Here is a 20389-nt window from a genome sequence, read left to right as displayed (position 1 = left end):
GCCGACGGCGCGCAGCGCCGGCAGCCGGCGCCGCCCCCTCGACGGGCTTCGCGGTGCAGCTGGGTGCATTCCGCTCCGAGGGCGATGCCGCGGCACTGGCGCCGCAGCGCGCGTCGGGCGGGTCGTCCGCGCCGACGGCGCGCAGCGCCGGCAGCCGGCGCCGCCCCCTCGACGGGCTTCGCGGTGCAGCTGGGTGCATTCCGCTCCGAGGGCGATGCCGCGGCACTGGTGAACCAGTTGCGTGGGGCCGGCTTCACCGTCTTCAGTGAACGCGTGCAGACCGCCAATGGCACGTTGCACCGGGTGCGCGTGGGGCCGGAGCTCGACCGGGCTGCGGCCGAGCGCCTGAAGTCCCGCCTGCCGGCGCCGCATTCGGCGAACGGCATGATCGTTTCGCACCCGTGAGCCGTGGGGTCGCGGTAGCGGACCGCGCCCCGGAGAACCGCCAGCGATGCTGAACTGGGCCGACCTCGTACTGCTGGGCATCCTGGCGATATCCACGCTGGTCGGGCTGTGGCGCGGCTTCATCGTCGAGGTCCTCTCGCTGGTCGTCTGGGTCGCGGCGTTCTGGCTCGCCTTCCAGTTCGGCGCCGCCGCCGCGGCGATGTTCGATACTGTCGTGGAGACGCCCTCGGCGAGGCTGTTCCTGGGCTACGGCCTGGTGTTCATCGCGGCACTGGTGGTCGGTGGCCTGGTCACCTGGCTGGTGTCCAGGCTGGTGTCCTCGACAGGCCTGTCGGGCACCGACCGCATGCTGGGCCTGGGCTTCGGCCTGCTGCGCGGCGCCGCGCTGTGTTCCGTGCTGGTGCTGCTGCTGGGCTTCACGCCGTTGCCGCAGGACGCGTGGTGGCAGGAATCCCGGCTGATGCCCGGTTTCCAGGGCTCGGCGGAATGGATGCGTGGATTGCTGCCGGATTCGGCGGCGGAATACCTGAATTACAAACCGGTCTTCCCGGCCCCGGCGATGTCCGCCGATGCGGTCGACGCGACGACCCGAGGAGAGTAGGTCCATGTGTGGAATCATCGGCATCGTCAGCACGACCGAAGTCGCGGCATCGCTTTATGACGGCCTGACCGTGCTGCAGCACCGGGGGCAGGACGCGGCCGGCATCGCCACGGTCGACGGACGTCGCATCGTTACCCAGAAGGGCAACGGGCTGGTCAAGGATGTGTTCGGCGAGGCGCAGATGCGGCTGCTGACCGGACGCATCGGCATCGGCCATTGCCGCTACCCGACCGCAGGCTCGGAAGGGTCCGACGAGGCGCAGCCGTTCTACGTCAATTCGCCCTACGGCATCGCGCTGGCGCACAACGGCAACCTGATCAACACCGACGCGCTGCGCCAGCAGGTGTTCGAGACCGACCGCCGCAACATCAACACCGAGTCGGACTCCGAGGTGATGCTCAACGTGTTCGCGCACGAGCTGCAGCACCAGAAGGAGCTGACGCCGGCTGCTGCGATGGAGGCGGTGCGCGGCGTGAACCGGCGCTGCATCGGCGGCTACGCGGTGGTTGGCGTGGTGCTGGGCCTGGGCCTGGTGGCCTTCCGCGATCCGCACGGCATCCGTCCTCTGGTGATCGGCCGGCGCGAGGCGGTCGACGGCGTGGAGTACGCGGTGGCCTCGGAAAGCGTCGCCCTCGACATCCTCGGCTTCCAGCGCGTGCGCGACGTGGCCCCGGGCGAGTGCGTGGTGGTGACCGCGCGCGGCGACCTGTACGCCGAGCCCTGCGCCGAGCCGGCTGCGCACACCCCGTGCATCTTCGAGTACGTCTACATGGCCCGCCCGGACTCGATGATCGAGAACATTTCCGTGCACAAGGCGCGCATGCGCATGGGCGTCGCGCTGGGCGAGAAGATCAAGCGGATGCGGCCCGACCACGACATCGACGTGGTGATCCCGATCCCCGACACCTCGCGCACCTCGGCGCTGGAGATGGCCCATGTGCTCGACGTGAAGTACCGCGAGGGCTTCATCAAGAACCGCTACATCGGCCGCACCTTCATCATGCCGGGGCAGGGTGAGCGGGTGAAGTCGGTGCGCCGCAAGCTCAATCCGATCCCGCTGGAGTTCAAGGACCGCGTGGTGCTGCTGGTCGACGACTCGATCGTGCGCGGCACCACCAGCCGGCAGATCATCCAGATGGCACGCGAGGCCGGTGCGCGCAAGGTCTACGTGGCTTCGGCCGCGCCTCCGGTGCGGCACCCGAACATCTACGGCATCGACATGCCGGCGCCGGACGAGCTCGTCGCCCACGGGCGCACCGACGAGGAGGTCCAGGACCTGCTGGGCTGCGACTGGCTCATCTACCAGGACCTCGAGGACCTCGAGGAGGCCGTGGCGGGTTCGAAGAAGTACGTCAGCCGCTTCGACTCCTCGTGCTTCAGCGGTGAATACGTGACCCGCGTGGAGCCCGACTACTTCGAACGCATCCGCCAGCAGCGCTCGGACGACGCCAAGTCCACGCGGCGCCAGGCGTCCTGAGGCCGGTGGCGGGGAGCCTGTTCGACGCGGCACTCGCCTGCCTGCGGGCGGCGTCCCCCGAGGACAAGCTGGCCGCGACCGCGCAGGCGGGCGAGGCGTTCGCGGGGGGGGCTGCTGCACGTGCCCGCCGACGCCGCGGCCCCCTTGCCGATCACCCAGCCCGGCCGCCCCCCACGGCCCCGGCTGGTCGAGCCGCGCGCATTGCCTCGGCGCGGCCTGGGCAGTGACGAGGGACGGGCCGCCTTCCTGCATGCCATCGCCCATATCGAGTTCAATGCGATCGACCTGGCCTGGGACGCGGTGTACCGGTTCCGCGGCATGCCCGATGCCTATTACGCCGACTGGGTCGGCGTGGCCGTCGACGAGGCCCGCCACTTCCGGCTGCTGCAGGAGCGCATGGCGCTGCTGGGCCATCGTTACGGCGACTTCGACGCCCACAACGGACTCTGGGACATGGCGGAGAAGACCGCCGGCAGCTGCCTGCAGCGCATGGCCCTGGTGCCGCGGGTGCTCGAGGCACGTGGGCTGGATGTCACGCCGGGCATGATCGCGAAGCTCAGGGGCTTGGGCGACGAGGCGTCGGTGGCGGTGCTGGAGGTGATCCTGGCCGAGGAAGTGGCGCACGTGGCCGCCGGGTCGCGCTGGTTCCGGCATTGCTGTGCACTCCAGGGTGTCGATCCCGGCCTGACCTTCCGCGAGTTGCTCCGTCTGCATGCCGGCCCCGTGCTTCGCGGTCCGTTCAATACCGAGGCGCGGGTGGCGGCCGGATTCGACGAGGGCGAGCTGGAGATGCTTTTCGCGTTCGATGAGGTACGCTGATCAGCTGTTAATGGGCTGCACGCCCCGCTAACATCCACCGCAGCCAGGATCCGGTCACTTCCGGAACGGCCCCCGAAATGAAGCAACAAGGAGATCCCTGCATGTCCCGATACATTGCCCCGAGCCTGTTGGCTGCGAGCATCGCACTGACCCTCGTTGCCTGCGGACCATCCGAGCAGGAGCGCCAGCAGGCCGCCCAGCAGCAGGCCGCACAGGCAGCCGAGACGCAGGCCGCCGAGCAGTACGCGCTGTACGAAGAGGCGCGTGCGGACGGCAACTGGGAGGTTGCGCTCTCCTACGCCGAGTTCATCCGCCAGACCTACCCCGAGAGCAGCATCGCCGCCCAGGTCGAGGCCACCTACGACGAGGTGGCCGCACAGGCCGCCGGCATTCGCGAGACGCGGCGACTCGAGGGCCTGTGGGTCTATCACGCGGTGGAAGAGGAAGGCGCGCTGGCGCGCACCGCCTACATCTACTCCGAGGCGCCCGGTCGCGGCATCTCCCCGGTGCGCCTGGTGCTGCGTGCCCATCCCGAGTGGGGCGACAGCGTCTACCTGTTGCCCGAGGGCGAGACGCCGCGCTTCAGCTGCGACAACCCCTGCGAGGTGCCGGTGCGCTTCGACGACGCCGACGCCCGCGACTTCGAGGCGGTGGTGTCGGAGCCGACCGAGAACCATGCGATGTTCATCGACGACTTCGACGCATTCGTGGAGGCCATGGATTCCGCCAGCCGCGTGGTCGTGACGACCCAAACCGAGGATGGCGAGGGTGTGGAGCTGACCTACGAAGTGGGTGGCTTCAGCCGTGAGAGGTTCGAAAGCGAGGGCGAGGCGGACGGCGCGACCGAGTAAGGTTCGCGACGCCACGAGGGGGCATCCGGTTCGCCGGCATGTTTCCAGGAGCGGGGCGGGGTGCCAGGCATCCCGCCCCGTTTTTGTTTCAGGATGCGCCTATCGCCAGTCGATCGAGCGACCAGCCGCCGGCGCCGACCCGCAGCACCGAGCCCTGGTCGTACCAGTCGCCCAGGACGACGCGCGTGCGTCCCCTGCCACCCGCGTGCAGCTCATGGACCGCCGGGCGGTGGGTGTGGCCGTGGATCATCCGCTGCACCCCGAAGCGCACGAAGGTGGCCTCCACCGTGTCGGGGCTGACATCGGTGATCTCCTCGGCCTGGCCGGCGGACACGACCGTGGCGTGGTGCGCACGGCTGGCCTCGCGCGCCTTGGCGGCAAAGGCGTGGCGGGCGGCCAGTGGCTGGGCGAGGAACTGGCGTTGCCACGCCGGATCGTGCACCTGCCGACGGAAGTCCTGGTAGGCCAGGTCGTCGGTGCACAGCAGGTCGCCGTGCGTCAGCAGGACCGGTTCGCCCTGCAGGCGCACCACGCACGGGTCGGCGAGCAGCCGCATGCCGCAGCGCCCGGCGTACGCCTCGCCGAGCAGGAAGTCGCGATTGCCGCGCATGAAATGGACCGCGACCCCGGAAGCCGAGAGCCGCGCGAGGGCACTGGCGACGCTGGCGCCGGGCTCGGAGGTGTCATCGTCGCCGACCCAGGCCTCGAAGAGATCGCCCAGGATGTACAACGCATCGGCCTGGCTGGCTTCCCCGGCGAGGAAGGCGAGGAAGGCCGCGGTCGCCTGGGGTCGGGAGGCATCGAGGTGAAGGTCTGAAACGAAGAGTGTCGTTGGCTTCGCAGTGCGGGGCGACTCACTCGGCATCGCTTTCGTCCGCGCCGTCGTCCAGGACGTCCACCCGCTCGATCAGCACCGGCACCCGCGGCACGTCGCGCGGCAGGCTGCCCTGCGCGCTGGTCTCCACCGCCCGGATGCGGTCGACCACGTCCATGCCCGACACCACGCGACCGAACACCGTGTAGCCCTGCCCGAAGGGACTTTCGGCGTCGCGATAGTCGAACCGGGGGTTGTCGACGACATTGATGAAGAACTGGGTGGTGTGCGAACCCGGGTCGCTGGGCGTGCGGGCCGCCGCCACCGTGCCGCGCAGGTTCGACATGCTGGCTTCGGCTTCATGGGCGACCGGCGACCGCGTCGGTTTGGCTTGCAGGTCGGGAGTGAGTGCTCCGCCCTGGATGAGCATGTTCTCGATGACACGATGGAAGATCGTGCCGTTGTAGAACCCCTCGCGGGCGTACTCCAGGAAGTTCGCGACCGTGCCTGGCGCCCGGTTGATGTCCAGCGCCAGGGTGATGTCGCCCATGCTGGTGCGCAGCACCACCCGCGGTTCGACCAGGTCCTCCTCCGCGGCGGCTCCTCGCCGGGCTGTCCTGCCGGAACCGGCGGTGCCTGGCCGGACGCAGGAACGGGCTGGAAGGCCAGCAGGGTGGCGGCGAGAAGGGCAAGGATTCGGTTCATCTGGCGGGCCCACAGCCTTCGTCCGACGGGGGCGCCATCTTAGCAGGCCGGCCGCGGCCTGCGCCGCGCGCCCGCGCGCGTTAAAATCGCCGCCCCGTCTCCCCCTATGGCCCCTGCATGAGCTGTCGCACCCGCTTCGCCCCGAGTCCCACCGGTTTCCTGCACATCGGCGGCGCCCGCACCGCGCTGTACTGCTGGCTGGAGGCACGCCGCCGCGGCGGGCAGTTCGTGCTGCGCGTGGAGGACACCGATCGCGAGCGCAGCACCCAGGAAGCCGTCCAGGCGATCCTCGACGGCATGTCCTGGCTGGGCCTGACGCACGACGAGGGGCCGTTCTACCAGACCCTGCGCCAGGACCGGTACCGCGAAGTCGCCGAGCAGTTGCTGCGCGCCGGCAAGGCCTACTACGCCTACGAGACCCGCGAGGAGATCGAGGCGATGCGCAACCAGGCCATGGCCGAGGGGCGCAAGCCGCGCTACAACGGCCACTATCGCGACCGCGACGAGCCGTTCCGGGAGGACCCCAACCGCGTCGTCCGCTTCAAGAACCCGACCAGTGGCAGCGTCGTGTTCCACGACAAGGTCAAGGGGCGCATCGAGTGGAGCAACGAGGAGCTCGACGACCTCGTGCTGATCCGTTCCGACGGGTTCCCGACCTACAACTTCGCCGTTGTCGTCGACGACCTCGACATGAAGATCACCGACGTGATCCGCGGCGACGACCATGTCAACAACACCCCGCGCCAGGTCAACATCTACGAGGCCCTGGGCGCCACCGTGCCGGCCTTCTCGCACCTGCCGATGATCCTCGGCCCGGACGGCACCAAGCTGTCCAAGCGCCATGGCGCGGTCAGCGTCATGCAGTACCGCGATGACGGTTTCCTGCCGCAGGCGCTGCTGAACTACCTGGTGCGGCTGGGCTGGTCGCATGGTGACCAGGAGATCTTCTCGCGCCAGGAGATGATCGAGTTGTTCTCGGTCGGGGACGTCAACCAGTCCGCATCGCGATTCGATTTGGACAAGCTGAGCTGGCTCAACCAGCACTACTTCCGCCATGCCGACCCCGGCGAGGTGGTGCCGGAACTGGAGTGGCACCTTCGTCGTGCCGGGCTGGACCCGGAGCAGGGCCCCGCGCCGGCCGACGTGCTGGTGGCGCTGGCCGACCGGGTCAAGACGCTGGACGAGATGGCCGCGCGTGCCGCGGTCTGGTACCGGCCGCTCAGGGAATACGACGATGCCGCGGTGCGCAAGCACCTCGTGCCCGCCGCGGAGGCCCCGCTACGCGAAGCGCGGCGCGTGCTGGCCGGGCTGGCGGGCTGGAGCCCGGAGCTGATCGACCAGGCGCTCAAGGACGCGGCCGCGGCGCTCGAGGTGGGCATGGGCAAGGTGGCCCAGCCGCTCCGGGTGGCGATGACCGGCACCCAGGTGTCCCCGGGGATCGACCAGACCGTGTACCTGGCCGGGCGCGAGGAGGCGCTGCGACGCATCGACGCGGCACTCTCGCGCATCGACGCTGCCTGAACGTGTCGTGGCACCGGGAGCGGGGCGCGCTGCCCCGGACCCCGGGCGCTGGTAGGATCATTCGATGAGCGAGACACACGACTGCACCCACCCCGAGCACCATGTGCACAGTACCGAGGGTTTCGTCTCCGAGGTCGAGGCCGCCTGCGTCGAGCGCGGGCTGCGCCTCACCCCGCTTCGCGCCGAGGTGCTGCAACTGGTGGCCGAGGCCGATGGCCCGGTCAAGGCCTATGACCTGCTGGACCGGATGAAGTCATCGCGTGGTGGCAACGCCGCGCCGCCGACGGTCTACCGGGCACTGGATTTCCTGCTCGAGCACGGCTTCATCCACAAGCTCGCCTCGGTCAATGCCTTCATCAGTTGCCACCACCCGCGCTCGCGCCAGCACCAGGTGCCGTTCCTGATCTGCGACGGCTGCCACATGGCGGTCGAGCTCGAGGACGAGCAAACCGCACTGCAGCTCGAAGCGCAGGCCCGGGCGCTGGGTTTCCAGCCCCAGGGGCATACGCTGGAAGTGCACGGACTGTGCGCGAAATGCGTCGCCTCCGGGAAATGAGCACCTGCCGGTTCGCGGCTGTCGTCGCGCTCGCCCTCGGGCTGGGTTCACCGGCGCTGGCGCTGGATGCCGCCGAAGACGTCATCGCGCCGCCGGAGGACGCCGGGCGCCTGCCGATGCAGCGCGAGCCGGTCGAGACCGATCCGGCCCGGCTGGACCTGCCGCCACCGCCGGAGGCCGGCGAGGCGGGCCAGGTCGAACCGTTGGTGATGCTCGACGATATCGTCCTGCCCGGCACGCGGGCCATGCTGTCGTGGAACAGCAGCCAGAACTTCGCCGGCAACGACGTGTCCGTGCCGGTGATCGTCGCCCACGGCGCCCGCACCGGCCCTGCCCTGTGCCTCACTGCAGGGATCCACGGCGACGAGATCAACGGCATCGAGATCGTGCGCCGCGTGGTCAACGCGGTGCATCCCGAGCGGCTGTCGGGCACCGTGATCGGCGTGCCGGTGGTCAACCTGTTCGGATACCAGCGCAATTCGCGCTATCTGCCCGATCGCCGCGACCTCAACCGCTTCTTCCCGGGCTCGGCCACCGGCAGCATCGCCTCGCGCATCGCCCACAGCTTCTTCCAGAACGTCGTCGAACACTGCGACGTGCTCATCGACTTCCATACCGGTTCGTTCGACCGGGCGAACCTGCCCCAGGTGCGGTCGGACCTGCGAAATGCGCGCGTACTGGAGTTCACTCGCGCCTTCGGGGCGACGGTGGTGCTGCACAGCCGTGGTTCGCCGGGCATGCTCAGGCACGCCGCGACCCAGGCCGGCGTGCCGGCGGTGACCTTCGAGGTCGGTGCCCCCACGCGGCTGGAGCCTGAGGAGATCGATGTCGCGGTGCGTTCGGTGAAGGCCTTGCTGCACAACCTCGGCATGGAGGACATCGATGCCGGCGAACTCGAGCCGCAACCGGTGTTCCTGGTATCGCGCTGGATCCGCGCCGATTCCGGTGGCCTGCTGGTCAGCCAGGTGCAGCTGGGCGACCAGGTGGAGAAGGGCCAGGAACTGGGACGCGTGGTCGACCCTCTGCGCAATACCGAGGACCCGATCGTGTCCCCCGTGCGCGGCCGCGTGATCGGCCAGGCCCAGAACCAGCAGGTGCTTCCGGGCTTCGCCGTGTACCACCTGGGCGAGGAGACCAGCGAGCAGCGCGCCGTCCACGACGCCGCCGCCGGGCGCAACGAAACCCCGCCGAGCGAGAGGGTGCGGTGCCCGAGGACACGGGTGCCGACTGAAGGTCGTCGGCACGGTTCGGCGGCGCGCGTGAGTCAACGCAAAAGGGGCCCTCTCGGGCCCCTTTTGCGTTCCAGACCGACTGGATGGGTCAGAAGTGCATGCGCAGGCCGAAGGCCAGGGAACGGCCCGGCAGCGGCGCCAGGTCACGCAGGAAGGACGTGTGCGGGCGAGCCTCGGTATTGGTCAGGTTGCGACCGTCGAGGAACACTTCCCAGCCCATGTTGCGCATGTCCCAGTGGTAGGCGAGGTTGGCATTGACCAGCGTGTAGCTGTCGCTCGGGTCTTCGAACTGGGCCACGCGGTCCTGGCTGGTGTAGTGCACGGCACCCACGCCTGCGCGCCAGTGGTCACGGTCCCAGTCCAGGCCCACGCCGACGCGGCCCGCGGGAATGCGTGGCAGGGCACCATTGAGGTCGAGGTCGACCGTGTGGTTGTGGAAGTGGTTGCCGTGCGGGATGGCGATGTCCACGGTGCGGCTCTGGTCACCCTTGAAGCTGGCGCGCACGTAGTCGCCGAACACGCGACCCTGCCAGCGGCCGGCCTGGTTCTCGAGCAGGGTGAACCGAGCCTCGATCTCCGCGCCGGTGAAGCGCGTGTCGGCCTGCGTCCACAGGCGCACCGGCAGGTCATCCTCGACCACGCCGGTGTCGGCGAGATAGATGAAGTCGCTGAAATCGGTGTGGTAGACCGCACCGGTCAGGTCGAAGCGCTGGCCGTGCCAGTGGAAGCCGAGCTCGGCGCGGTTCGCCTTCTCCCGGCCCAGGTTCCAGTCGCCGAGTTCATAGCTGCGGGTGGCCACATGCACGCCATTGGACAGCAGCTCCTCGGCCGCCGGTGCACGCTGCACGTGGTCGAGTCCACCCAGAAGGTGGAAATCGTCCGTGAGCTTGAAGCGGCCGGCGACCGAAGCACTGCCGGTGGTGAAGCCGCGGCTGACCGTGTCCTCCGGCTTCACGCGGGTGCGATCGACCCGGCCACCCAGCTCGAGCTTCAGGCGGTCGAAGGTCTTCTCTTCCAGCACGAACACGCCGAGGTCGCGGGTGATGCTCGCCGGCACGAAGGCCTCGTCGCCGAAGGCATTGAAGTCCCGGCGCCCGTACTGCAGGCCCCAGGCGCCGCGCCAGCCGGCGAATTCATGGTGGGTCGCTTCGAGACGGGCCTCGAGGCCCTCGTTCTCGAACACCGTTTCCGGGTGGCCGTCTTCGAACTCGGTATGCGTGTAGTCGGCGCGCGACACGCGGAAGGTCAGCGAGTCGTGGCCGGCGAACGGGTCGTACACGCCCGCCTTGAGGTCGACGCGGCGCTGGCGAAGGTCGGCGTAGACCTCCTCGCCGTCGTGGTCGTCGTGGTGGTCGTCGTCGTCATCGTCGTGGTGGTCGTCATGCCCATGCCCATGCCCGTGGCCGTGGTCATCATGGTCATCGTGGAAGTGGCCGGGGAGGCCGAATCGGGTATCGAACATGCTGAATGCCGTTCCGACGAAGCCGCGCTCGCCGATCAGCGACGCGCCAAAGCTTGCCGCCCGGGTGCGCAGTGCACTGTTCTCGAGTCGACCGTGGCCATGGTCGTCGTGATGGTCATCGTCGTGATCGTCGTCGCCGTGGTCGTCGTCATGGTCATCGTGATGACGCTCCGCCTCGCCGGGGATCTTGAAGTCGCTCGTGTCGCGGCTGAGCAGGTTCACGTTGAACGCGAAGTTGCCGCCGCCGCCGTCGAGCCGGACCATGCCGGTGCGCTCGTCGTTGACCGTGTTGCCGCGCAGCTCGGCGCGCCCGGTCAGCCCGGAATCGGCATCTGGCACCTGCTCCGGGATCCGGCCGTCCACCACGTTCACCGCGCCGCCAAGCGCGCCGCTGCCGTACAGCAGGGTGCCGGGACCCTTGAGCACCTCGATCTGGTCGGCCAGGAACGGCTCGATGGAGGTGGCGTGATCCACGCCGATCGTCGACACGTCCAGCGCGGACATACCGCCGGCCAGGACCTGGACGCGGCCGCCTTCGAGGCCACGGATGATCGGCCGGCCCACGCCGGGGCCGAAGTAGCCCGCGTGCACGCCCGGGATCGAGTCCAGCGTCTCACCCAGCGTCACCGACTTGCTGCGCTCCAGCTCGGCGCCGGTGAGCACTTCCCAGGGCCGGGCCAGGTCCTCCGCGCTCTGCTGCAGTGGCGTACCGGTCACGATCAGCGTGTCCAGGCGGACGGCCTGTTCGGGCGGATCAGCCAGGGCGGTGCCCGGCAGTACCAGGGCAATGGCGAGGGCGAGGGGTCGTGCGGCGAACGGGCGTGAATTCATTGTTATGATGTAACCATATCGGATCAGAGTCGGGAATGTTATACTGTTTCGGCAATACCGCAACCCAACCGATGGCACCCATCACCCATGTCGACCCCGAACCCCACCGCCAGGCCTGCCCTGCTGACCCGCGCAGCCGATCGCATCGGCATGACCGGGTCGGTGCTGTGTGCAGTGCACTGTGCCGCGATACCCGTCGCCATCGCGCTCGTGCCGGGAGTGGGGCTGGGGCTGTTTGCGTCCGAGGGCCTGGAAGCGGGGTTCGTTGTATTCGCCACCGTCCTCGCGCTGGCTAGCCTGTGGATGGGCTACAAGCGCCACCGCAGCTTCCGTGGATGGCTGTTCCTGGTGCCCGGACTGGCTGCGGTGTGGGCGGCGATCCTTTACCCACCCCTGCACGATTCCATCGTGCGCATGCGGTGACGATGGCCATTGGCGGCACGCTGATCGCCGTCGCACACGTGCTCAACCTGCGCCTGACCCACAGCCATGTGCAGGACGCCTGTTGTCACCACCACTGCCCATCGGCGGACGGAGCGGGGCACCACCACCACTGAGTGCTGTGGTTCCGATCGCCCGCGGTGGTATTCTGGTCGGTCACGACATCAAATTATCTGGAGACATCATGGGCAAGGGCGATCGCAAGACCGCGCGCGGCAAGCGCAACATCAGCAGCTACGGCAATTCCCGCCGTCATTCGGCCAGCAAGGCCGCTGCCGCCACGGCACCGGTGGCGAAGAAGACCGCGACGCGCAAGAAGGCCTGAGCCTTCCTGCGGTCGGGAACAAGCCCCGCAGCGCGGGGCTTTTTCGTGCCTGCGGTTCAGCTTCGCGGGTGCAGTTCACGTCCTGCGGCCCACACGCCGACGTTGAGCCCGCCACCCAGCCAATAGGCCAGCTCCGCCGGCTGCGCCACGTTCCAGGCCGCCAGGTCGGCGCGCAGGCGACTTCCAGTCGGCCCCGGTCGTGGAGTCCGAGCGCGCGCGCAGCGTGCACGGTGCAGCCACGGAGGGCTTCTTCGGGCGTCAAACGGAACTGGGCACAGGCCATGGCCAGTCCCAGCCGGAGTGAGCGCAGCGGCGAGGTGCCCGGGTTCAGGTCGGTCGCCACGGCCATCGCCACGCCATGGCGGCGGAACGCATCGATCGGCGGCAGGCGGGTCTCGCGCAGGCAGAAGAAGGCACCCGGCAGCAGCACCGCGACGGTGCCGTTCGCAGCCATCGCCGCCACGCCCTCTTCGGAGGTGTACTCGACATGGTCGGCGCTCAGCGCGCCAAAGCCTGCGGCCAGCGCGGCGCCGCCGAGGTCGCTGAGCTGGTCGGCGTGCAGCTTGACCGGCAGGCCGAGGTCGCGGGCGCGCTCGAACACGCGCCGCGTCTGCTCCGGGCTGAAGCCGATGCCCTCGCAGTAGGCGTCCACCGCATCGGCCAGGCCCTCCGCGGCGATGGCGGGGAGCATGTGCCCGCACACCTCGTCGATATAGGCGTCGCTTCGACCGGCGAACTCCGGCGGCAGCGCATGGGCACCCAGGAAGCTGGTGCGCACCTGGATGCCAAGTGCCGGCGCCAGCCGGCGTGCGGCACGCAACATCCGCAGCTCGCTCTGCGTGTCCAGGCCGTAGCCGGACTTCACCTCCAAAGTCGTCACGCCGTCGGCCACCAGGTCGCGGGCACGGGGCAGGGCGGAAGCCAGCAGCTCGTCCTCGCTGGCGGCGCGGGTGGCGCGCACGCTGGAGACGATGCCTCCGCCGGCCCGGGCGATGTCCTCGTAGCTGGCGCCACCCAGGCGCTGCTCGAACTCACCGGCCCGGCTGCCGCCGAACACCAGGTGGGTGTGGCAATCGACCAGTCCAGGGGTCAGCAGCGCGCCATCCAGCGAACGGGTTGCCGCCGCGGTCAGGCCGGAGGGCAGTGCCGCGCGCGCGCCGACGTGGCTTATGCGCCCATCGCTGACGGCCAGCGCGCCGTCCTCCACCAGTCCGTAGCCGGACTCGCCGGCGAGCGTGCACAGGGTCAGGTCGGTCAGCAGAAGATCGCAACGGGTGTCGTCCATGGCGGCCACGATACCAGCGTCGCCGCAAGACCGGTTCCCGCCCGCCGGCCAAAAGGGGACAATCACCGCATGGGCATCATCAACGCAGACCACGCCTGGTCGGAAGGCGAATGGACCGCGCCCGCTGCGGTCGCGATCGGTCCGGGAGGGCGCCTGACGCAGCCCGTGGACGCGGCCCCCGCGGGAGGCTCGCGCATCCTGCTGCCCGGCATGCACAACCTGCATTCGCACGCGTTCCAGCGCGCGATGGCCGGCCGCGCCGAGCGCCGGTCGCAGGCGGGTGGAGGCGACAGCTTCTGGACCTGGCGCGAGCAGATGTACGCCGTGGCCGGACGCATCGATCCCGACGCGTTGCGCGTCGTGGCCACGCAGCTGTATGCCGAAATGCTGGAAGCGGGCTACACCAGCGTGTGCGAGTTCCACTACCTGCACCACGACCCGCGGGGCGACCAATACGAGGACCCCGCCGAGATGTCCCGGGCGATCATCGACGCCGCGCGCGAGGCCGGCATCGGCCTGCTGCTGTTGCCGGTGCTTTACATGAGCGGGGGCTTCGACGGCCGGCCACTGGCCAGCCACCAGCGCCGCTTCGGCCACGAGGTCGATGACTACCTTCGTTTGCTGCAATCCCTGGGGGGGGGAATGCGATGCCCAGGTGGCGCTCGGGATCGCGTTCCACAGCCTGCGCGCCGTGCCTGAAGCCGCGATGCGCGAAGTGCTCGAGGCCACGTCGGGGGCGCTGCTGCCGGTGCATGTGCATATCGCCGAGCAGCTGGCCGAAGTGGAAGACTGTGTCGCGACCCGCGGCCGGCGACCCGTGCGCTGGCTGCTCGACGAGATGCCGGTGGATGATCGTTGGACGCTGGTGCACGCCACCCACCTGGAGGCGGGTGAGGTCGAGGGTATCGCCCGTTCCGGCGCCACGGTCGCGCTTTGTCCAACCACGGAGGGCAACCTCGGCGATGGCCTGTTCCCGCTGCGCGAATTCATCGACGCCGGGGGCTGCTGGGGCATCGGTTCGGACAGCCACGTCTCGGTGTCGCCGGTGGAGGAGCTGCGCTGGCTGGAGTACGGGCAGCGCCTGACACGGCACGGTCGCAACATCGCCGCCACGAAGGCGCAGGCGTCCACCGGCGAGTCGCTCTATGCGCAGGCGCTGGCGGGCGGTGAGCGCTCGTCGCGGCGTGGAGCGGGCCACCTGCGCCCGGGGGCGCTGGCCGACCTGGTGGTGCTCGATGGTGCGCACCCGCAGCTCGTGCCCTGCGGCCCGGAGGGCTGGATCGACGGCTGGCTCTTCAGTGGCAACCAGCCGGTGGTGGCGGAAGCCTGGGTGGCTGGCCAGCAGCAGGTGGGCGACGGCGGCCATCGCCATCGCGAGCGCTACCGGCAGGACTTCGCCCGCGTGCTGGCCGCGCTGCTGGACTGAGGGCCGGGTTCATCGGCGCCTGCGACCCGCCAGCGCCGGGTCGAGCACCGCCGCGTCCCCATCCACGTCCGCCAGCGGCGCGATGCCCAGCAGGCGCAGCAGGAAGGGTTGCACGTGGATGGCCTCGAAGGGCTCGACCACGCGTCGCTCGGCGATGTCCGGGCCGGCGGCAATGAACAGTGCGCGCATGCTCGGATCGGCCGGGTCGAAGCCATGCGAGCCGAGGTTGAAGCCGGCCTCCCAACCGCCGGGCCGGCGCGCGGCGCGCTCCCGCGAAATGAAGCGCCAGCCGGTGTCGGCCTGGCACATCAGCGCGGGCACCCGCGGGTGGCTGCCGAAGTGCCAGCGCGCAGGCATGTCCTCGCGCCGCCAGCACTCGAAACGCTCGTGCCGCCCCAGCAGCGCCGCCTCGAGCTCTTCGGCGCGGCCCTCGCGCGGGTTCAGGCCCAGCGCGCTGCCGATGCTGACGATGCTTGCACTGCCCGGTGGAATCAGCTCGTCGACGAAGACCACCCGTTCCGGACTGGTCTGCGCCATGCCGTGATCGGACACGAACACGAGGTTGACCTCGTCCTCCAGACCGCGCGCGGCAATGCCCTGCAGCAGGTTTCCCACCGCGGCGTCTACATCGCGCACCGCGGCCTCGATCCTTTCATCCTCGGGGCCGACGGCGTGTCCCACCGAGTCGACGTGCTCGAAGTACAGCGTCATGAAGTGTGGGCGCTCGCCGGCAGGCAGGTCCAGCCATGCCAGGAGCTGCCCGACCCGGTCGTCCTTCGCCACGCTGCCGTCGTAGGGATGCCAATGGTCGGGGTGGCGGCCGGCGATGTCGGCCTCCGAGCCCGGCCAGAACATCGTCGCGGAGCGCAGGCCGTGGGCGTTCGCCGTGATCCACACCGGCTCGCCGTCGCTCCACCAGCGACCGTCGCCGACTGCGTCGCGGTTGGACAGCCAGAAGCCACCCAGTTCCGGGTCCTGCATCGTGTTGTCGACGATGCCGTGCCGGTCAGGACGCAGGCCGGTGACCAGCGTGTAGTGGTTCGGGAAGGTCAGCGTCGGGTAGGCCGGCTGCATCCACCGGGCGCGAACGCCCCGTTCGGCCAGGGCATCCAGATGTGGGCTGTTGCCGCGAAACAGGTAGTCGGGGTGGAATCCGTCCAGCGACACCAGCACGACGGCGGGCTGTCCGAGGGGAGGTTCGTCGACGATGGGCGGCGGTGCGGCGGTGCAGGCGGCCAGCAGTGGGGCCAGTGCCAGGCTGAAGGCGAACATGCGTGGATTCATGGGTGGCAATGATGCCACGTGCCTGCCTACGACCCGATGACAGTCCGCCAGGCTCAGCCCCGCGCCGCGCTCCGCGCCGCGCTGGCGCGTCGTCCTCGCCAGCGCGCATGCCACGAGGGCTGCTGCATGAAGAACCGGTACAGCGTCGGGATGACGAACAGGGTCAGCAGGGCCGAGAAGCCCAGTCCCCACACGATCGCCGAGGCCACCGGCCCCCACAGCAGCGACTTCCCACCCAGTCCCACGGCCAGCGAGAACAGGCCGGCGATCGTCGTCGCGGTGGTCATCATCACCGCGATGACGCGACGGCGGGCGGCATAGATCGTGGCGTGCAGGGTGCGCATGCCGGCCGCGCGACGGTCGTTGGCCGCGCTGATCAGGACGATGGCGGCGTTGACGGAGATGCCGGTCAGCGCCACCGCACCGTACAGCGTGTACAGCGATACCGGTTGGCGCGACACCATCACGCCGATCACGACGCCGATGAAGGCCAGCACCACCGACACCAGGATCAGCAGGGGCTGGAAATAGCTTCGGAACTGGGCGGCGAGGATCAGGTAGATCAGGCCGATTCCGAGCAGGAACAGCCCCCCCATCGCGTTGAGCGATTCCTCGATGTCGTCGAGCTGGCCGGAGAAGTCCAGGTCCGTGCCCGGGAACTGGCCGCGAATCGCTTCCCATTCATTCACCAGGATCCGGTTCGCGGCCACCGCGTCGATGCCGTCGGGCGCGAGGTCGGCCTCCACGGTGATCGCCCGGCGAAGGTTCCAGTGGCGGATCTGCCCCGGGCTGCGCAGCTCCTCGGCCTCCACCAGCGCGCCCAGCCGGGTCATGCTGCCATCGGGCAGGGCGACCGGGTCGGAAAGCAGGCCACGCACCTGGTCCAGTGTCCGTGGCTCCGCCCGCACCCGCAGTTCCAGCTTCTCGCCGCGGTCGCGCATGTCGGCCACCACCTCGCCGTCGGCATGCAGCCGCACCAGGCGCGCCACCGCCCCCGGGTCCAGTCCGGCATTGCGTGCGGCCAGCACATCCACGCGCAGGCGCAGCTCGTCGCGCCCCGGGTCGTCGTCGTCGGTGATGTCGAGCGCGTCGGGGATGCCGGCGACGATCTGCTTGACCGCCTCGGCGGCACGGCGCAACTCGTCGAAGTCATCGGCTCGCACCTTCACGCTGACCGCCTTCCCGGCTGGCGGCCCACCGGACATGCGCAGGAACGAGATCTCCGCGCGCCCAGGCGTGGCCTCCACGGCCTCGCGCATGCCATCGATGATCTCGTCGTACCCGCGCATGCCGCGCGCATCGGGGCTCAGCGACACGGCGATCTGCCCGTAGCGGTCGCCATAGACCGGCTCGACGTCGGTGAACTTGATGCCCGCCATCGACACGACCGAACGCACCTCCTCGTCGCGGAGGTGGCTGCGCACCACCTGCTCGACGGCCAGCGTCTGCCGCAACGTGTCCTCGATCGGCGCGTCGGGTGGCATGTCGACGTTGACGTAGTAGATGCGCAGCGGGTCGAAGGAGAAGAACTGGAACTTCACCACCCCGCTGCCCAGCGCCATGACCGCGGCCAGGAACAGGCCCAGCGCCACCAGCAGGTACCGCCCGGGCGAGCGCATCACGCGGATCAGCGCGCGCGTGTAGTTGATGCGCACCCAGTGCGTGTACTTCTCACGCAGGACCTGGCTGCGCGAGCGGCTGATGGCATGGCGGCCCAGCGTGCCCACGTGTGCGGGCAGCATCCAGTAGGCCTCGACCAGGCTGACCAGCAGCCCGATCGTGACCACGAACGGGATCACGAACATGAACTTCCCGACGATGCCCGGCAACAGCATCAGCGGCAGGAAGGCCGCGATCGTGGTCGATACCGCGGCCAGCACCGGAAGGCCCACTTCGCGCAGCGCCTGCATCGACGCCTCCAGCGCCTCCATGCCGCGCTGCATCCGGTAGTAGATGCCCTCGACCACCACCACCGCATCGTCGACCAGCATGCCCAGAACGATGACGATGCCCAGCAGCACCGAGATGTTGAGCGTGGAGCCGGTCATCGACAGGATCCAGAACGTGCCGGCGATCGAGAACACCACGCCGAGCGCCACCAGGCTGGCGATGCGCGAGCCCAGGAACACCCAGCACACCGCCAGCACCAGCAGCAGGCCGATCAGCGCGTTGTTCTGCATCACGCCCAGCGCGGTGCGCGTGGGGATGGTCTGGTCGTCGCTGAGCAACAAGTGCAGGCCGGTACCCTCGAGCACCGTGTTCTGCTGGTCGATGTAGGCGCGGATGTCGTCGACCAGGTCGAGCGTATTGATGCCGCTGGCCTTGGTGACGCTCATCAGGACTGCCGGCTGGCCGTCCATGCCTGCCAGCTGGCGGGGGATCTCCCTGCCGCGACGGACCGTCGCCACCGCATCCAGCGGCACGCGGGCCTGCGCGCTTCCCGGCGCCTGCAGATGGAAGCCGGCCACGGCTTCCGGGTCGGCGGTGGTGCCGACCACGCGCACCAGCCATTCGCCGCCGCTGGTGCGCACCTTGCCGGCGAACGTGTCCTGGAACCAGGCACGCAGGCCGTCGGCCACGTCGACGCGGTCAGGCCGCGCGAGGCCAGTGCACCCGGGTCGAATTCGACCTGCAACTCGGGCTCCTGGAAGCCCAGTGCCAGCACGTTGTCCACGCCCGGGATCTGTTCCAGGTCGTCGCGCACCGTGCGCGCGGCATAGCGCAGGTGTTCGTCGTCGGCCTGCCCGGTCAGCACCACCATCGCGGTGGGAAAGCCGTTGGACGTCGTGATCTCGAGGATGTTGGGGTCGATCACCTCGACCGGCAGTTCGGTGTTGGCCTTGTTCTGGATTTCCCGGCGCAGGTCGTTGACGCGCTTGTCGAAGGTGCGCTCGTTGATGTCGAAGAAGCGCACCAGGATGTTGCTGACGCCCTCGCGCGAGGAGCTGACCACCCAGCGCACGTCCTGCACGGTGCGGATCGCGTCCTCCAGCGGGTTGGTGACGCGCTCCTCGACATCCTCGGCGCTGGCACCGGGCAGCACCGTGGTGATGTTGACCCAGTTGAAGTTGATCTCCGGGTCCTGCTCGCGCGGCATCGACAGGTAGGCCATGAGGCCCATCGCGATGACCACGACGAAGAAGATGTTGGCCAGCGGATGGTTGCTGATCAACGCACGCAGCAGCCCCATCTCAGCCGGCCTCGCCCTGCGGTCGCGTCGACACGGCCTGGCCGTCGTTGAGACCTTGCTGGCCGCTGGTCACCACCTGCGCGCCCGACGGCAGCTCGGCACGGAACGGTCGACCCTCGCTCGCCCCCGGCACAGGCACGAAGCGGGCGCTGTCGTCCTCGACGATGAACACCCCCAGCTCGGCACCCCGGCGCACCAGCAGCGAAGCCGGCAGCTGCGTGGCCGGTAGCTGCCAGCGAAGTGTGCCGGTGCTGCCGGTCGGTGCGCCGGCGCCGTCGAAGCCGAAGCGGGCCACGCGGGTGCGGGCACTGCGCTCGACCACGCTTGTGACCCGCAGCAGGTGCACCGGGTGCTGGCGACCTTCGCTTTCGAACACCAGATCGTGCGCCTGCGCCAGGCTGTCGGCATCCTCCGCCTGCAGGCTGGCCTCGACCTCGGCCTCGGCCAGGTCGACCAGGCGCAGCAGTGGCGATCCGGCCGGGGCCAGGTTGCCGACCTGGGCGATGCGCTCGAGCACGACGCCATCGAACGGCGCGGTGACCCGGCACTTCTCGACATTGCGCGCGGCCACACGCCGGTCGGCCTGCGCGACGGCCAGGTCGGCCTGCGCCGCCTGCAGCTCGGTATCGAGCGCAGCACTTCGTCCTGGGAGATGAACTGGCGTTCGACCAGGGCCAGGCCACGCTCGTGCCGCTGCCGCGCCAGGGCGACCCGGGAGCGTGCCGAGGCCACGCGGGCATCGGCCTGCGCCAGGGCCAGGCGGTAGTCGGTGTCGTCGAGTTGCAGCAGCAGGTCGCCCTCGGCCACCGTCGCCCCGACATCGGCATGGATGCGCTGGACACGTGCGCTGATGTCGGAGGACAGTTCGCTCTCGTTGCGGGCCTCGACGCTGGCAGGTGCGCTGACGCGCCGCGGCTGCAGCACCTGCTTCAGCGCCTGGACCTCGACTTCGGCGGGACCCGGTGCGTCCTGCCCGGTTTCATTGCCACCCCGCTCGCCACAGGCGACCAGCAATACGACGAGAAGTACGCACGCAACGCGGCGGTGGTTCGACATGGGCGCGTCCGGAGGGGGTGTCGGATCGAGAGTCCGGAACTTTAACCCACCGCGGCGTGACGTGGTGTGCGTCGTTTGCGCTCGGGTGTGGACACTGTGTCCCACGAC

Annotated in this window: 17 protein-coding genes and 4 pseudogenes; 14 read left to right on the top strand and 7 right to left on the bottom strand. The window is 69.5% G+C overall.

Annotated features, from left to right (window positions below; all coding sequences use genetic code 11):
* Nucleotides 1–84 precede the first annotated feature (84 nt).
* The 5 genes and pseudogenes from FU658_RS14265 to FU658_RS02945 all read left to right on the top strand — a co-directional run bounded on the left by FU658_RS14265 (nucleotide 85) and on the right by FU658_RS02945 (nucleotide 4153).
* On the top strand, nucleotides 85–405 hold the full coding sequence (locus tag FU658_RS14265; RefSeq protein ID WP_255505374.1) for an SPOR domain-containing protein: 321 nt from the start codon (nucleotides 85–87) through the stop codon (nucleotides 403–405).
* 46 nt (nucleotides 406–451) lie between these two features.
* Nucleotides 452–1006: a CvpA family protein gene (locus tag FU658_RS02960; RefSeq protein WP_147890703.1), complete on the top strand. Its 555-nt coding sequence runs from the start codon at nucleotides 452–454 to the stop codon at nucleotides 1004–1006.
* Between the two features lie 4 nt (nucleotides 1007–1010).
* Entirely contained in the window at nucleotides 1011–2483 is a 1473-nt protein-coding gene (purF, locus tag FU658_RS02955) for an amidophosphoribosyltransferase (protein WP_147890702.1), read from the top strand.
* Nucleotides 2480–3302 (top strand): annotated as a pseudogene (locus FU658_RS02950) (ferritin-like domain-containing protein). The gene purF and the pseudogene FU658_RS02950 overlap by 4 nt, the downstream one beginning before the upstream one ends.
* Before the next feature lie 101 nt (nucleotides 3303–3403).
* A complete protein-coding gene (locus FU658_RS02945; RefSeq protein WP_147890701.1) occupies nucleotides 3404–4153 on the top strand; it encodes a hypothetical protein in 750 nt (249 codons plus the stop codon).
* Between the two features lie 88 nt (nucleotides 4154–4241).
* Here the strand turns inward: FU658_RS02945 and lpxH are convergent, their stop codons facing one another.
* Both lpxH and FU658_RS02935 read right to left on the bottom strand, forming a co-directional pair.
* Complete coding sequence (lpxH, locus tag FU658_RS02940; RefSeq protein ID WP_147890700.1) at nucleotides 4242–5018, bottom strand: UDP-2,3-diacylglucosamine diphosphatase; 777 nt, start codon at nucleotides 5016–5018, stop codon at nucleotides 4242–4244.
* Entirely contained in the window at nucleotides 5008–5532 is a 525-nt protein-coding gene (locus FU658_RS02935) for a peptidylprolyl isomerase (RefSeq protein WP_255505363.1), read from the bottom strand. Before FU658_RS02935 ends, lpxH begins: the two co-directional genes overlap by 11 nt.
* 257 nt (nucleotides 5533–5789) lie before the next feature.
* On the opposite strand from FU658_RS02935, the gene gltX reads away from it, so the two are divergent.
* From gltX to FU658_RS14995, 3 genes and pseudogenes are all read left to right on the top strand, one after another.
* Entirely contained in the window at nucleotides 5790–7193 is a 1404-nt protein-coding gene (gene gltX / locus FU658_RS02930; RefSeq protein WP_147890699.1) for a glutamate--tRNA ligase, read from the top strand.
* Between the two features lie 64 nt (nucleotides 7194–7257).
* Entirely contained in the window at nucleotides 7258–7749 is a 492-nt protein-coding gene (locus FU658_RS02925) for a Fur family transcriptional regulator (RefSeq protein WP_147890698.1), read from the top strand.
* A pseudogene (locus FU658_RS14995) lies at nucleotides 7728–8597 on the top strand (M14 family metallopeptidase); the annotation flags it as partial. The gene FU658_RS02925 and the pseudogene FU658_RS14995, both read left to right, overlap by 22 nt.
* A gap of 472 nt (nucleotides 8598–9069) precedes the next feature.
* Here FU658_RS14995 and FU658_RS02915 read toward each other — a convergent pair.
* Nucleotides 9070–11274: a TonB-dependent receptor gene (locus FU658_RS02915; protein ID WP_147890696.1), complete on the bottom strand. Its 2205-nt coding sequence runs from the start codon at nucleotides 11272–11274 to the stop codon at nucleotides 9070–9072.
* 87 nt (nucleotides 11275–11361) lie between these two features.
* Between FU658_RS02915 and FU658_RS02910 the strand changes: the two genes are divergently transcribed.
* The 3 genes from FU658_RS02910 to FU658_RS02905 all read left to right on the top strand — a co-directional run bounded on the left by FU658_RS02910 (nucleotide 11362) and on the right by FU658_RS02905 (nucleotide 12040).
* Nucleotides 11362–11697 (top strand): MerC domain-containing protein, encoded by a 336-nt coding sequence (locus FU658_RS02910; protein ID WP_425477564.1) that lies wholly within the window; start codon nucleotides 11362–11364, stop codon nucleotides 11695–11697.
* Nucleotides 11694–11831 carry a hypothetical protein gene (locus FU658_RS15905; RefSeq protein ID WP_425477563.1) on the top strand — a complete coding sequence of 46 codons (138 nt, stop codon included), beginning with the start codon at nucleotides 11694–11696 and terminating at the stop codon, nucleotides 11829–11831. The genes FU658_RS02910 and FU658_RS15905 overlap by 4 nt, the downstream gene beginning before the upstream one ends.
* 68 nt (nucleotides 11832–11899) lie before the next feature.
* Nucleotides 11900–12040, top strand: a complete 141-nt coding sequence (locus FU658_RS02905) for a 30S ribosomal protein THX (protein WP_147890695.1) — start codon at nucleotides 11900–11902, stop codon at nucleotides 12038–12040.
* A gap of 56 nt (nucleotides 12041–12096) precedes the next feature.
* Here FU658_RS02905 and hutI read toward each other — a convergent pair.
* A pseudogene (hutI, locus tag FU658_RS02900) lies at nucleotides 12097–13325 on the bottom strand (imidazolonepropionase).
* A 69-nt stretch (nucleotides 13326–13394) separates the two neighbouring features.
* On the opposite strand from hutI, the gene FU658_RS15705 reads away from it, so the two are divergent.
* Together FU658_RS15705 and FU658_RS15700 are read left to right on the top strand one after the other, a co-directional pair.
* On the top strand, nucleotides 13395–14024 hold the full coding sequence (locus tag FU658_RS15705; protein WP_321167723.1) for an amidohydrolase family protein: 630 nt from the start codon (nucleotides 13395–13397) through the stop codon (nucleotides 14022–14024).
* Entirely contained in the window at nucleotides 13981–14751 is a 771-nt protein-coding gene (locus FU658_RS15700; RefSeq protein WP_321167722.1) for an amidohydrolase family protein, read from the top strand. Before FU658_RS15705 ends, FU658_RS15700 begins: the two co-directional genes overlap by 44 nt.
* A 9-nt stretch (nucleotides 14752–14760) precedes the next feature.
* Here the strand turns inward: FU658_RS15700 and FU658_RS02890 are convergent, their stop codons facing one another.
* The 3 genes and pseudogenes from FU658_RS02890 to FU658_RS14260 form a co-directional block, all read right to left on the bottom strand.
* Nucleotides 14761–16023 (bottom strand): alkaline phosphatase family protein, encoded by a 1263-nt coding sequence (locus FU658_RS02890; protein WP_255505362.1) that lies wholly within the window; start codon nucleotides 16021–16023, stop codon nucleotides 14761–14763.
* Between the two features lie 65 nt (nucleotides 16024–16088).
* A pseudogene (locus tag FU658_RS14990) lies at nucleotides 16089–19147 on the bottom strand (efflux RND transporter permease subunit).
* A gap of 79 nt (nucleotides 19148–19226) precedes the next feature.
* The gene (locus tag FU658_RS14260; protein WP_187265872.1) at nucleotides 19227–19796 is read right to left on the bottom strand and encodes an efflux RND transporter periplasmic adaptor subunit; all 570 of its coding nucleotides are present in this window, start codon (nucleotides 19794–19796) and stop codon (nucleotides 19227–19229) included.
* A gap of 116 nt (nucleotides 19797–19912) precedes the next feature.
* Here FU658_RS14260 and FU658_RS16145 point away from each other — a divergent pair, with 116 nt between their 5' ends.
* Complete coding sequence (locus tag FU658_RS16145) at nucleotides 19913–20326, top strand: hypothetical protein (RefSeq protein ID WP_255505361.1); 414 nt, start codon at nucleotides 19913–19915, stop codon at nucleotides 20324–20326.
* The last annotated feature ends 63 nt before the right edge of the window (nucleotides 20327–20389 follow it).

It is taken from the genome of Alkalisalibacterium limincola (assembly GCF_008017755.1).
In the GTDB taxonomy this organism is placed as follows: domain Bacteria; phylum Pseudomonadota; class Gammaproteobacteria; order Xanthomonadales; family Xanthomonadaceae; genus Alkalisalibacterium; species Alkalisalibacterium limincola.
This window is presented reverse-complemented; position numbering and strand designations above follow the sequence as displayed.